The organism is Mesorhizobium sp. PAMC28654, assembly GCF_020616515.1.
GTDB lineage: Bacteria > Pseudomonadota > Alphaproteobacteria > Rhizobiales > Rhizobiaceae > Mesorhizobium.
In genome coordinates this window covers 3,835,954-3,848,973 of sequence record NZ_CP085135.1, presented here as the reverse complement: position 1 = coordinate 3,848,973, position 13,020 = coordinate 3,835,954, and the positions used below count along the sequence as shown (strand labels likewise).

Sequence of the window (13,020 nt, the reverse complement as noted above, 5' to 3'; positions counted from 1 at the left end):
ATATCGCCGTTCATCCGTTGACTAGCGCATGAGTTTGAAAAGGGAAATCGGTTTTCGAAAGCAGCGGCGCACAGAGACATGTTCTGCGGCCAAACAGCCACAATTTCATAAAAACGGCGGGCTAAACCGATTCAACAGCCGGTAAATGACAAAGGTATCAGTTTCCCGGCCGTGGCAGCGGCACCGGCGCGCCGCTCTCCGGGGTTGCCGTGAAAGCACTGGCCGAGGCAGGCAAACCGGCTGCGCCATCGGCCGTGGCGGCGGGCGCTTCGGGCTCGCGCTGTGGTTGCCGCCGGCACGCCGCCACCATGGTAGGTGGCGGCTTCGGCGGAAGCCGGGCCAGGTGCGTCGAGCACGGCTTGGCATTCCCTGGGCAGGTTCGCCATCGTCATCAGATCGCGCGCCTTGGGCGCATCCGGGTTCTTGTTGGGCCGCCACGGCTCCTCGGTGAACCACCATGCCAGCGGCTTGCCGCAACCATCATCCGCCGGGGTAGCTTCCTGCCCCTTGCAGTTGGGCGAGCCCGGCTGGCAGCCGATGCGCATGTGGAAATGATAGTCGTGGCCCCAGAACGGACGGATCTTGCGCAGCCAGCCGCGGTCGCCCTTGACGGTGTCGCACAACTTCTTCTTGATCCCCGGATTGACCAGGATGCGTTCGACCTCAGGATAGCTCGCTGCCCGCTTCAGCAGCCTTGTATGCGCAGGCGTCCACAGCGCGTCCTTCACCAGATGCGTCTTCTCGTTGACCATCAAGGTGGCGCTCATGCTTTCGCGCTGTGCCATCGACAGCGGGCGACTGGGCATCGGCGTCAGCCAGATGTCGGCATCAAGGCCGATCTGGTGCGAGGCGTGGCCGGTCATCATCGGGCCGCCGCGCGGCTGCGCGATGTCACCGATCAGCAGGCCGGGCCAGCCGTCGGCCACGGCGTCAACAGACAGTTTCTCGACCAGCGCGATCATCGCCGGATGACCCCAGCGGCGATTGCGCGACGGCCGCATCACCTCCCAGGTCGGCCCGTCCATGGGAATGGCGACGCCGCCGGCAAAGCAGCCCTTGGAATAGAACCCAAAGGATTGTGGGGCCGTCGCCGTCGGCAGTTTCTCGGCGCCGAACAGGTCCTTCGCCCGCTCCTCGGCCGCAGCCGGTTGTACCACCAGGGCGAGCAGACCGAGCACGGCGGCCAGCAAGGACGTTTTGCAAAGAGATGGCCGCAACGCTGTCTTCATCTAAACGGAACCCCCACCGCAATCCCAGGACCGAATCATAGCACGCAACGCGGGACGCTTCGATCGCCAGAGCATGATCCCGAAAAGTGGGAACCGGTTTTCGGAAAAACAAAGAGCTAGATCAGGATCACGATTCAACCGATCGTCATCCTGATCTAGCGCTTCATCGGGCTGCGCGCCTCGCCGTCGCGCCAGTCGCCGCTCTTCCACATATAGTCGAAGGCGGTGCGGTAATCGCGAAAGCGGAAACTGTATCCCGCCGCCTTGATGGCGGCATTGGCGACACGCTTGTTCTCGCCATAGAAGGAGCGCGCCATGGGCGAAAGCTCAGCGCCATCGAAGGGAATTTCGGGCGGCGGTGCGACACCCATCAGCGACGCGGCATAGGCGACGACATCCTGCGGCGGCGCCGGCAGATCGTCGGTGACGTTGAAGATGCCGCCACGATTGCCGTCGGCGAGATACCAGAGCGCGCCGGCGATGTCGTCGCAATGGATGCGGTTGAACACCTGGTCCGGTTTGACCAGCCGCCTTGCGGTGCCGTTTTCCAGGTTGACGAGGGCGTTGCGGCCTGGCCCGTAGATGCCGGAAAGGCGCAGGACGGTCGCCGGCCGATCGATATCCTCACCCAGTCTCAGCCATTCCTGTTCGGCTGCCACCCGCATCATCGAGCGTTTTGACACCGGCCGGCACTCGGCCGCTTCATCGACCCAGCCACCGCCATGATCGCCATAGACGCCCACGGTCGAGAGATAGCCAATCCATTCCAGCGCCGGCATGTCCGCGATGATTGTCGCGCGGATCGCATTCAGCACCGGATCGCCAGCGTCCTCCGGTGCGACCGAGATCACCAGATGGGTCGTTTTCCGCAACGCCGCGCCGATCTCCGGTGTCAGCGTGCCGTCGAACGCGAGGGGTACGATGCCAGCTTGGCGCAGCGCCTCGAATTTTTCCGGTGACCGCGTTGTCCCAAAGATCGTGGCGGCTTCGGAGTTGGCGCGGGCAAAAGCCCTACCCGAATAGCCGGCGCCGAAAATGAAGATCTGCTTCCTGGTCATGCATGCGTCCCGATTGGATTTGGCTTTGACAGCGCCAACCGCCATTCGTCGCGCACGGCCTCGTCGCTCTCGGTCTTCAGGCCGGCGGCGGCACGTTCGGAGTATTCGGTGTTGGGCACAAGCCGCGTCAGCGCCCATATTGCCGCGCCCCGCACCAGCGGCGAGGCATCGTCGAGCAGCGCGTGCACAATGCCGCCCAGCGAGGCATCGCCGGAATTTCCGGCGGCGATCAGCACGTTGCGGATAAAGCGGTCGCGGCCGATGCGTTTTATCGGCGAACCGGAGAAGAAGGCGCGGAAGGCGGCGTCGTCGAGGTGGAGCAGATCGGCCAACGCCGGCTCGCGCAGATCGTCGCGTGCGGCAAGCTTGGCCTCGGAGGCCGCCTGGGCAAACTTGTTCCACGGGCATGCGGCGAGGCAGTCGTCGCAGCCATAGATGCGGTTGCCGATCCTTTCGCGGAATTCATGCGGGATCGGCCCCTTGTTCTCGATGGTGAGGTAGGAGATGCAGCGCCGCGCGTCGAGCCGGTAGGGCGCGGGAAAGGCATTGGTCGGACAGGCGTCGAGACAGGCGCGGCAGGAGCCGCAGTGGTCGATCTCCGCCCGGTCGGGGACGAGTTCGGCTGTGGTGAAGATGGTGCCGAGGAACAGCCAGGAGCCGTGTTCCCGGCTGACCAGATTGGTGTGCTTGCCCTGCCAGCCAAGTCCGGCCGCTTCCGCCAGCGGTTTTTCCATCACCGGCGCGGTGTCGACGAAAACCTGCACGTCGCCACCGGCTCGCGCCACGATCTTGCCGGCGATCTCCTTCAGCCGGCCCTTCATGACGTCGTGATAGTCGCGGTTGCGCGCATAGACGGAGATCGCGCCACGGTCGCGTTTGGCCAGGATTGATCGCGGATCGTGGTCGGGGCCGTAATTCATCGCCAGCACGATGATGGAGCGCACCCGCGGCCACAGTGCCGTCGGTTCGCTGCGCCGCTCCAGCGTCTCGGCGATCCACTGCATCGAGCCGTGAAAGCCGTCGGCGACGAATTCGGCGAGCCTGGCCGGCGCCAGCGGGATCGCATCCGGGGTGGTGACGGCGATGGCATCGAAGCCGGCGCGCTGCGCCTCCGCGTCGATCAGCGCGCGCAGTTTTGACGCGTCAGAAGTCGAGGTCCGCATAATGCGACACCGGCGACAGGCCGCGCACGCGGTCGGTCAGGAGCGGCCGGAAGGAGGGCCGAGACTTCACCCGCGTGTACCATTCGCGCGCCGCGGCATGTTCGCGCCAGTCGATCTCGCCCAGGTAATCCAGCACCGACAGCGTCGCCGCCGCCGCGAGGTCGGCATAGGTGACCCTGCTGCCGGCCAGCCAGTGGCGGGTGCCGGCCAGCCAGTTGGTGTATTTCATGTGCTGGCGGATATTGGCGCGCGCCGCACGGATCGCGCCTGAATCGGGCGAGCCGCCGCCCGCCGTTTCCGGCATGACCGGCTTCAGCACGCGTTCGCGCACCAGATGCCGGGTCACCTCGCCTTCAGCCTTGGTGAGATACCAGTCGGTCAGCCGGCGGATTTCGGCGCGCTGCATAGGATCCTCGGCAAACAGCCGCTTGTCGCGCTTCAAGACACCGCGCGTCTCGTCGAGATATTCGGCGATCACCATGGCGCCGACGATCGGCACGTCGCCTTCGGCGAGCAGGATCGGCAGCGTACCGGCCGGGTTCAGCGCCAGGAACTCCTTGCGCCGCGTCCACGGCTTTTCCTCGATCAGGGCCAATTCCTCGCCGTACTCGCCGAACGCAAGGCGGACGAAGCGACAAGTGGCGAACATGGGATGGTGGAAAAGCGTCAGCATGGGTCCGTGATGGTCAAAGCGCACTGGCGAATCGCCGGATGCGCCGGTAAGTCTTTGCCGCTCGTGTTAGCGGGCTGTCAGGGTGCAGCGACCTATAGGGGCACTTCCGCGCCATGACAAGCAAGCCGTTCTATTAGCCGCCCATCGATTGCCGAGGTTGCCATGGAAAGCCAGACCATCGTCGAAGCCTTGTTGCTCGGTCTTCTGGAGGGTCTGACCGAGTTCATTCCGGTCTCGTCGACGGGTCACATCCTGCTCGCGGGCCACTTTCTCGGCTTCCAGTCGACCGGAAAGGCTTTCGAGATCCTGATCCAGCTCGGCGCCATACTGGCCATTCTCAGCGTCTATTTCGGCCGTCTCTGGAAGATGCTGCTCGACCTGCCGCATGACCGGCTGACGCGGCATTTCGTCCTTGGTATCCTCATCGCCTTCCTGCCGGCGGCGTTTCTGGGGGCGCTGGCGCATGATTTCATCAAGACGGTGCTGTTCGAATCGCCGAAGCTGATCTGCATCATGCTGATCATCGGCGGCGTGGTCCTGCTTGTGGTGGATCGCATGAATCTCAAGCCGGTCTACCGGGATGTCGAGCGTTTCCCGACGAGGCTTTATCTCCAGATAGGCCTGTTCCAGTGCCTGTCGCTGATCCCCGGCACGTCGCGCTCGGGTTCGACCATTGTCGGCGCGTTGCTTCTGGGCGTCGACAAGCGGGCGGCGGCGGAGTTCTCCTTCTTCCTCGCCATGCCGACCATGGTCGGCGCCTTCGCCTTCGACCTGTTCAAGAACCGCAACGTGCTGACCTCCGCAGACCTGCCGATCATCGGCGTCGGCTTCATCGCCGCCTTCATCTCGGCGCTCATCGTCGTGCGCTTCCTGCTCGAGTACGTCTCGCGGCGCGGTTATTCGCTGTTCGGCTGGTGGCGGCTGGTCGTCGGCACCGTCGGGCTGGTTGCCCTGCTGATCTGGGGCTAGCTTGGGAAAGCGATCCAGGATCCCTGTAGCGGGATCCTGGCCGTGTTGCTGTTGCTAATGTCCTGCTTTAGCTGACGAAATAGCGCTGCCATTCGAAGTCGGTGATATGCGATGCCTGCCAGGCATCAAACGCCGCCTGCTCGGCTCGCCGGCTCTCTGCATAATTGTCGCGAAAAGCCTCGCCAAACGCGTCGGCGCAGAAGTCGGAGGTGGCGAATGCCTCGATCGAGGCGTTGAGCGTGCGCGGCAGTTTCGGTTTGTCGAGATTGGCAAGGTTCGATGTCACCGGCGCTTCCAGTGGCAGGTCTTTTTCGATGCCTTCGCAGCCCGCCGCCAGGATCGCCGCGATCGACAGATAGGGATTGATGTCGGCGCCCGGCGCGCGATGCTCCAACCGGCAGGCGCCGTCATTGGGCGTGGTGATGGCGCGAATAGGAGCTGTGCGGTTCTCGAAACCCCAGGCGACGTCCTCCGGCGACCAGGCGCCACGGTCGAAACGGCGATAGGAATTGACCGTCGGCCGGAACAGGAGATGCGTTTCCTGCATCCGGTTCAGCACGCCGGCGAGAAACTTTTCGGCGACCGGCGTCAGCCGGTTCGGACCGGCGGCGAAGGCTGGCTTGCCGTCGCGCCACAGGCTGACATGGTGATGCGCGCCACAGGCGCTTTCCTTGCCCGGCGGCTGGAAGCGGGTCATGAAGGTGGCGACCAGGCCGCGCTCGGCGCACAATTCGCGCAGATGCAGCTTGGCGCGCATGGCATCGTCAGCCGCCTCCAGCGCCGACTTCGGCGTCAGCGCGTATTCATACATGCCGTAGCCATATTCGGTGACCAGCGAGGCGACGCCGATGCCGATGCTCTTCATGCGGGTGATGAACTCGGCGGCGAAATCCTGGTACTCGCCGCTGCGCACCAGATCATAGTTGGTCAGCGAATGGCCCCACGGCTTCAGCTCGCGGTAGCGCCCGGCGCGCATCAGATCGTGGTCGGCGTGGAAGATGCCGAATTCGTATTCGAGCGCGAACATCGGCTCGTAGCCGAGCGCCTTGACTCGCTTCTCGATGCGGGCCAGCACGCCGCGTGGATCGAACGGGCAGGTAGCACCATCGAGCATGTAGGAGGACGTGATGGCCGAGGCGAATTTCGGCTTCCAGCCGTGCTGCACCACGGTCGCCGGATCAATGATCCCCTTGATGTTGGGAAAGCCGTTTTCCTCGTTGGCGCTGGGCGAGGCGAAGGCGACATCACCCATCGGCTGGCCGTCGCCATGGGTGACGCAATAGAGGATGGCGTTGATGGATTCGCCATAAGGCGAAAGTTTTAGCGGCGCGATCTTGGAGCGGAACGCTCCCGACGTGTCGACCGTATGCACCTCGACGAATTCGCCGCGCGATGCCAGATCGCGCTGCAGCGCCTCGAGCTTCGGCGCGTACTCCGCCGTTATGTCCTCAAATTCCACTTTCAGTCCTCCACCAAACCACGGGCGCCGCTACTTCGCGTTGCGCCGGAAAAATCGCGACAAGAGTTCGTCAAGCTCGTAGCGGCCGCTGATGCCGCTTGGCCGGAAAGCCATGCACAGCACGATGACGACACCCAGCGCCACGCCCGACAGGCCGAGCATTTGCGGCAGCTGAATACCGGCGATGGTCACGCCGGATTCGATGCTGCGGATGAATTCGAGCCCCACCGAAAGCACGATCACGCCGGTCACGGCACCCGTCACCGTCGCCATGCCGCCCAGGATCAGCATCGCCAGCGTGTTGAAGATCATCTGGAAGTAGAACAGTTTCGGGCTGATCGTGCCGGCGAAATAGGCGTAGAGCACGCCGGCGAGACCACAGATCAGCGCCGACAGCACCCACGACATCAGCCGCAGGCGCCGTGCGTCGATGCCAAGCGCGGCGGCCGCTTGCGGGCTCTGGGCGCTGGCTCTCAGCTGCAGGCCCCAGCGGCTGTCCTTGAACAGCCGCGCCAGCACGATCACCACCACCGAAAACACCATCATCCAGGGCAGGCCGACCACTTTTGGAATGCCGAAGAAGGCCTGGTTGCCCTTGAACAGATTAGTCCAGTTGAGAAACACCGAATGGACGATGATCAGCAGCGCCAGGCTGACGATGGTCGCGGCGACGCCCGACAGGCGGCTGATCACCTTGCCGCTGACGGCTGCGATGATGCCGACCACGATCAGCGCGATGAGCGCCGACGACACCGGATCGAGCTGCAGCGTGGCGAAGCCGAACGGGGCGTTGGGGATCGACAGCTTCTTCATCGCCAGCGGCGTCGACAGGATGGCGACGCCATAGGCGCCCAGGCCGACAAAGGCGCTGTGGCCGAGATTGGCGATGTTGCTGTTGCCCATGAACACCTGCAGGCCGACGACGACGATCAGGTTCACGAAGGCGCCAAGCGCCAGATAGGTGTAGTAGGTCGGCGCGAAATTCAGGATCGCCAGCCCGACCATCAAAACAGGAAGAGACGTCACCAGTCCGCCGATCAGCGAGCGCGTCAGCACGCTGTTGGGCGCAGCAGCAACAACCGGGGGCGCTGAATTTTCCAGGGCTTGCGGCACTTCAAATCTCCCCCACTTCAAATCTCCCCCACTTCAAATCTCCTTGTCGCCGAGTTCGACCCGCTGGCCGAGCAGGCCTTCCGGTCGGTAGACAAGCAGCGCGACGATGATCACGTAGGTGAGCGCATCCTTGAAGCCCCCATATTCCTGCGGCAGGGCGACCAGCAGGCCGACCTCGATGAAGCCGAGCAGCATGCCGCCGGTAGCCGCCCCGGCCAGCGAGCCGAAGCCGCCGATGACGCAGGCGACGAAGGCCTTCAGCACAAGGCTGAAGCCGAGATCGGGCGAGACGCTGCCGCGTCGTGCGATGATGAACACGGCGGCAATGCCGGCGAGCGCACCCGAAATGGCGAAGGCGGTGGCGATCACCCGGTTTGCCCGGATGCCCATCAGCCGCACCGTGGCGAAATCACGCGACGCCGCGCGGATCGCCAGGCCCAGCGTCGAGCGGTTGAGGAAAAGCACCAGGGCCAGGATGGTCAGGCCGGAAACGATGAGTTCCATCACCTGCAGCGACGACACCGCGAAGGGGCCGAAGAACCACATCTGGTTCAAGCCATTGAGAATCGACACCGATTGCGGCTTGGGCGAGATCAGCAGCATGAACAGGTTCTGCACGACGATCGAGACGCCGAAGGCGGTGAGCAGTCCTGTCGTCGTCGGTGCATAGCGCACCGGCCGGAACGCCACCCGCTCGAAGGTGACGGCAGCCAGTGCCGCCGCCGTAACCGCGATCAGCACGGCGACGACCGGCGAGGTCAGCCCGAGTGCCGCCGCCAGGAACACGCTGTAGGCGGACACGCCGATGATTTCGCCATGCGCGAAATTGACCAGGCCCATGATGGAAAACACCACGGCAAGGCCGAGCGCGACCAGCGAATATTCCGCGCCGAAGGCCAGCGCGTTGAGAAGCTGCTGCAAGGCATAGTCCATGTCGCCGCCTATCCGCCGATATAGAGGTTGAAGAGGCCGTGTTCGTCGGCAAGTTCGGAAGGCGGCCCTTCATAGCGAAGCGTGCCGGCGCTGACGACATAGACGCGGTCGGCGAAGCGCAGCGCCTGCTTGGCGTTCTGCTCGACCACCAGCAGCGTCAGCCCCTCGGCCTTGAGCTCGCCGATGAAATCGAAGATCTGCACCACGATCTTCGGCGCCAGCCCGAGCGACGGCTCGTCGAGCAACAGGAGCTTCGGCCGCGACATCAGCGACCTGGCAATGGCAAGCATCTGCTGCTCGCCGCCCGAGAGCGTGCCGGCCGCCTGGCCATAGCGTTCGGAGAGCACCGGAAACAGCGCCAGGAAACGCTCGATGTCCTGTCGCACACCCTTGGGATCGCGCCGTGTCGCCGCACCCAGGCGCAGGTTCTCGCCAACCGTCAGATTGGCGAAGATGTGCCGGCCCTCTGGCGTCGAGGTCAGCCCGGCGCGAATACGGTCCTCGGTGCGGACACGCGAAATGTCCTGGCCGTCGAGGACGATGCGGCCAGAGGCCGGCGTGACCAGGCCGGTCAGCGCATTGATGGTCGAGCTCTTGCCGGCCCCGTTGGGGCCAAGCAGGGCGACAAGCTCGCCCCGGCCGACCTTCAGACTGAGGTCGCGCACCGCTGTAACCGCGCCGTAGCGGACGACCAGATTGTCGACGCTCAGCACGACGAGGCCTGCACCAGAGCAATTCCAGGAAAAGTGTGAAACGGTTTTCCGTCCGGAATTGCGTCAAAACAAAGAGTTAGAGCGGTTTGCCGTTTCCTTGAAACGGTGAACTGCTCTAAGGCTCGATCCATCATCGCTTGCCTGCCCGTCAGTTCAACGCCGGAACGAAGGTTGGCGGCGTGTCGGTGATCAACACCCGCTTGCCATTCGAGAAGCCCATCACCGGAACGGCCTTGACCGGATAGCCCTTTTTCTCGGCGAAGGAGATGACCGGCGCCGTGGTGCCGGGATAGCCGCCGGGTGCACGGATTGCTTCACGCAAGGCGGCTGGCTCGACCGTGCCGGACTTCTTCGCCGCCTCGTAGCTGATCTGCACCATGTCGGCGCCGAGCGCGTCGAAGATGCCGTTGATCTTGTAGCCGTCGGCCTTGCACTGGGCGAGGAACTTGTCGATCGGGCTGTCGATACCGGTGGCGCCATGGGTGGCGAACATCACCTTCTCCAGTGACGCGGGATTGCCCACGGTGCCCTCCAGAGACTTGTCGTCGAAGGCATCGCAACCGGCCACCCAACCTTCGTAGCCATTGGCGCGCAGCTGGCGGATCAGGATGCCGACATCCGGCAGCACGGCACAGATGTGGATGGCGTCCGGCTTCTGCGGCAACGCCTTGATGCTGGCGATCTGCGGCGACCAGTCGGTGGTGCCATAGGAATAGTTGAACTTGGCGACGACCTTGCCGCCGAGATGCTCGAACACCTCGCCGAACCATTCAGGCAGCTTTTCGGAATAGGTGCCGGCATCGGGCGAGACCATCAGCGCGACAGTGCGCGCGCCCTTGCCGTAAAGCGCGTTGGCAGCAGCGGCGGCATTGATCGGATCCGGAACCGCGCCGGCAATGAAATTGTCGAGGCCCGCCTGCTGCATTTCGAGCTGCGTGTTCGGCGCCGAGAACACCGTGGCGCCATAGGGCTGGGCGATCTGGGCCATCGGGATCAACGCATCCGGGAACGGCACGCCGGTGATGATCTGCGCGCCGGCGTCGAGGAATTTCTGGCCAAGCGACACCGAAAGCTGCGGATCGGATCGGTTGTCCTCGATCATCAGCTCAACCTTGAGATCATCGGCACTCGCCGCCTTGTTCAATTTGTCGGCCATGCAGCGCGCGCCCTCGGCTTCGCTGTAAGGCGCGTAGGTGCCGGTCATCGCCACGGCGAGCCCGATCTTCAGGTCGTTGGCCTCGGCATGCGCGACCTGCAACAGCCCCGCCGCGACAATCGCGGCCCCCAAAATCATCTTGTCCATTGAACCCCTCCTTCTTCCTTGTTGTTCCCGTTCCGAAGGCGCCGTCACGATGTCTCGGACTGCCCGACATAAACCTCGATGACGCGTGGATCGCGCCATACTGCCTCGGTCTGCCCGGAGGCGATCACCTGGCCCTGGTCCATGACGCAGAGCCGGTCGCAAAGCCGGTTGATGAAGCGCAGATCGTGGTCGATGACGATGGTGGCGCAGCCGACATCGCGGCGAATGCCTTCGATCGCCACGGCCAGCGTCTCGGACTCGCCCTCGTTGAGCCCGGCCGCCGGTTCGTCGAGCAGCAGCAGCGATGGGCCGAGCGCCAGCGCGCGGGCAATTTCCAGCCGGCGCTGGCTGCCATAGGACAGCGTGCCAGCCGGCACGTCGGCAAAGACGTCCAGCTGATACTGGGCAAGCAACTGGTCGACGCCGATGCGCCTGGCGGCGTCAGGGCGAACCGCCTGGCAAGTGATATGGGCGACCTCGACATTCTGCCGGACGGTCAGGTCCTTGAACAGCCGGATGGTCTGGAATGTGCGGCTGACACCGGCTCGCGCACAGTATTCGGGACCATGACCGGTGATCTCCTTGCCTGCCAGCCGGACGCTGCCGGTGTCGGGCTTGAGCACGCCGGAGATGGCATTGACCAGCGTGGATTTTCCGGCGCCATTGGGGCCGATCAGGCCGAGGATCTCGCCGGCCTCGCACGACAGCGAAGCACTGCGCAAAGCCTGCACGCCGCCAAAGGTCTTGCTGACTGACTCAACCGACAGCATCGGTCATCTCTCCCATCCCGGCCGATGGCTATTTCTCCTGTCGACCGGTCAATGGGATGCTAGCCCCACGACTTTTCCATAACAAGTATTTTTTTCCATTTTAGAAAATATTCTTGGAGCGCAACGTTTTCCAACCAAACGTCCAGCCGATCCGACCGGCCGGGATCAGGCCCCGGCGCTGGCGGGAAGCCCGTCGCGAGGCACGGTGTTCGACATCAGCATCACCACCGGCTCGTCACCCAGCGCGATGTAGGCATGTTGCATTTCCCCGTCGAACAGGATGCTGTCGCCCGGCTGCAGCACGGTCGGATCGTAGTGGATCGTGTGCAGTTCCAGGCGGCCGCTCAGCACGTGGATGAACTCCTCGCCCGAATGGCTGCGCCAGCCGCCATTCTCCTCAAGGCTCCTTGCGCGCAGCGTCACGCGCCAGAAAATGTTGGTCTTGTCGCGAAAATCGCTGCACAGGACCTCGAATTCCATGGCGTTGCCCTGATGCAGGATACCGCTGCCGGCACGCGTGATCGAGCGGCGCGCCTGCATGCCGGGCTTGGGGCTGAACAGGAAGGACGCCACAGGCACATGCAGAACGCCGGCGATCATCAGCGCGACGTCGACCGTCAGCCGGGCCTTGCCGTTCTCGAGTTTCGACAGTTGCGATACCGAAAGGCCGGAGCGTTCGCTGAGATCGCGCAGCGTGATGTTCTGCTCCTTGCGCGCATCGCGGATCTTGCTGCCCACATTGCCCTGCATCATCCACGCCCTTGGCTGCCGTGTTTCCAATTCGACAAGCTCTAGCGGGGTGGCCTTGGGGCGTCCAGCCTTTAGACGGCTACGGCTGGTTTCGGCCATAGCGACATCGCGACGGTGGCAAAGACGGTCTCAAGCGTGCGACTGACGAGCTCGAATGTTTCCGGATCGGAAAGCAGGTCGTTGCGAACTTCGAGATAGAGGCAGGGCCGGCCTTGCTCCAGCCCGTGCCGGTTCAGCGTGTAGCCGATCGCCTGGCGCCAGTCGTAGGGCTCGTTGTCGCCGATCCGCAATCCGGCTTCCGCCCCCCGCGCGCCAAGCGTTTTCAGCACCGAGGTGACGAAGGGTGACTGGTCCCGCCACAGCACGCCGATGTCGACATCGCGCCTGATGCCGCCCATCACCGGGGTGAAGGAATGCACCGACACCAGCGCCTGACTGCCCGCCGCGGCCTCGACGATCGCCTGTTCGAGCGGCGCCCAGGCGATGCGCGTGCGCAACTGGCGGTCCGCCGCATCAGCGGCCAGATTGCCGGGCACGGGAATGCCGCCGAGGTCCGGACGCATGAAGTCCCACTCATCGGCCGGGCGGTTGTAGTCGAGGAACAGCCGCGAATAATGCGCGACCACGGCCGGCGCCCGAAGCGTCTGCGACAGACGGCGCGTCAGGGCATCGACGCCGATATCTACGGCGAAATGCGTGCCGAGATAAGGCACTGCCAAGCCAAGGTCATGCCACGGCGCGGGCACGAGATTGCCGGCGTGCTCGGCGATCAGCAGGTAGGGGCTCGCAGCCCCGATCCGCAGCCGCTCCACGCTGGCGTCGGCGAGTGCGGTGACGCTCGCATCATCAAGCTTTTCAAGGCTCGCCACGTTCACAGGCCGCTTCCC

The 13,020-nt window shown here is 64.1% G+C and carries 12 protein-coding genes and 1 pseudogene; 1 reads left to right on the top strand and 12 read right to left on the bottom strand.

Translation table 11 applies throughout. The features are described 5' to 3' along the window. Positions 1–157: 157 nt before the first annotated feature. From mepA to LGH82_RS18840, 4 genes and pseudogenes are all read right to left on the bottom strand, one after another. Positions 158–1,229, bottom strand: a pseudogene (gene mepA, locus LGH82_RS18855) (penicillin-insensitive murein endopeptidase). Positions 1,230–1,384: 155 nt separating this feature from the next. After that, positions 1,385–2,287 (bottom strand): SDR family oxidoreductase, encoded by a 903-nt coding sequence (locus LGH82_RS18850; RefSeq protein ID WP_227344179.1) that lies wholly within the window; start codon positions 2,285–2,287, stop codon positions 1,385–1,387. Then, positions 2,284–3,450, bottom strand: coding sequence for a tRNA epoxyqueuosine(34) reductase QueG (gene queG, locus LGH82_RS18845; protein WP_227344178.1), 1,167 nt, complete (start codon positions 3,448–3,450; stop codon positions 2,284–2,286). Before queG ends, LGH82_RS18850 begins: the two co-directional genes overlap by 4 nt. After that, positions 3,431–4,123, bottom strand: coding sequence for a glutathione S-transferase family protein (locus tag LGH82_RS18840; protein WP_227344177.1), 693 nt, complete (start codon positions 4,121–4,123; stop codon positions 3,431–3,433). The genes queG and LGH82_RS18840 overlap by 20 nt, the downstream gene beginning before the upstream one ends. Before the next feature lie 162 nt (positions 4,124–4,285). On the opposite strand from LGH82_RS18840, the gene LGH82_RS18835 reads away from it, so the two are divergent. Next, positions 4,286–5,092 carry an undecaprenyl-diphosphate phosphatase gene (locus LGH82_RS18835; RefSeq protein WP_227344176.1) on the top strand — a complete coding sequence of 269 codons (807 nt, stop codon included), beginning with the start codon at positions 4,286–4,288 and terminating at the stop codon, positions 5,090–5,092. Between the two features lie 67 nt (positions 5,093–5,159). Here the strand turns inward: LGH82_RS18835 and LGH82_RS18830 are convergent, their stop codons facing one another. The 8 genes from LGH82_RS18830 to LGH82_RS18795 form a co-directional block, all read right to left on the bottom strand. Next, the gene (locus LGH82_RS18830; RefSeq protein WP_227344175.1) at positions 5,160–6,551 is read right to left on the bottom strand and encodes a glutamine synthetase family protein; all 1,392 of its coding nucleotides are present in this window, start codon (positions 6,549–6,551) and stop codon (positions 5,160–5,162) included. Positions 6,552–6,581: 30 nt separating this feature from the next. After that, a complete protein-coding gene (locus tag LGH82_RS18825; protein ID WP_227344174.1) occupies positions 6,582–7,664 on the bottom strand; it encodes a branched-chain amino acid ABC transporter permease in 1,083 nt (360 codons plus the stop codon). A gap of 33 nt (positions 7,665–7,697) precedes the next feature. Next, positions 7,698–8,597: a branched-chain amino acid ABC transporter permease gene (locus tag LGH82_RS18820; RefSeq protein ID WP_227344173.1), complete on the bottom strand. Its 900-nt coding sequence runs from the start codon at positions 8,595–8,597 to the stop codon at positions 7,698–7,700. An 8-nt stretch (positions 8,598–8,605) separates the two neighbouring features. After that, positions 8,606–9,310, bottom strand: coding sequence for an ABC transporter ATP-binding protein (locus LGH82_RS18815; RefSeq protein ID WP_227344172.1), 705 nt, complete (start codon positions 9,308–9,310; stop codon positions 8,606–8,608). 148 nt (positions 9,311–9,458) lie between these two features. Then, positions 9,459–10,613 carry an ABC transporter substrate-binding protein gene (locus LGH82_RS18810; RefSeq protein ID WP_227344171.1) on the bottom strand — a complete coding sequence of 385 codons (1,155 nt, stop codon included), beginning with the start codon at positions 10,611–10,613 and terminating at the stop codon, positions 9,459–9,461. A gap of 44 nt (positions 10,614–10,657) precedes the next feature. Next, positions 10,658–11,383, bottom strand: a complete 726-nt coding sequence (locus LGH82_RS18805; RefSeq protein ID WP_227344170.1) for an ABC transporter ATP-binding protein — start codon at positions 11,381–11,383, stop codon at positions 10,658–10,660. Between the two features lie 165 nt (positions 11,384–11,548). Beyond that, positions 11,549–12,121: a helix-turn-helix domain-containing protein gene (locus LGH82_RS18800; protein WP_227344169.1), complete on the bottom strand. Its 573-nt coding sequence runs from the start codon at positions 12,119–12,121 to the stop codon at positions 11,549–11,551. A gap of 83 nt (positions 12,122–12,204) precedes the next feature. Then, positions 12,205–13,008 carry an N-formylglutamate amidohydrolase gene (locus LGH82_RS18795; protein ID WP_227344168.1) on the bottom strand — a complete coding sequence of 268 codons (804 nt, stop codon included), beginning with the start codon at positions 13,006–13,008 and terminating at the stop codon, positions 12,205–12,207. Positions 13,009–13,020 lie beyond the last annotated feature (12 nt).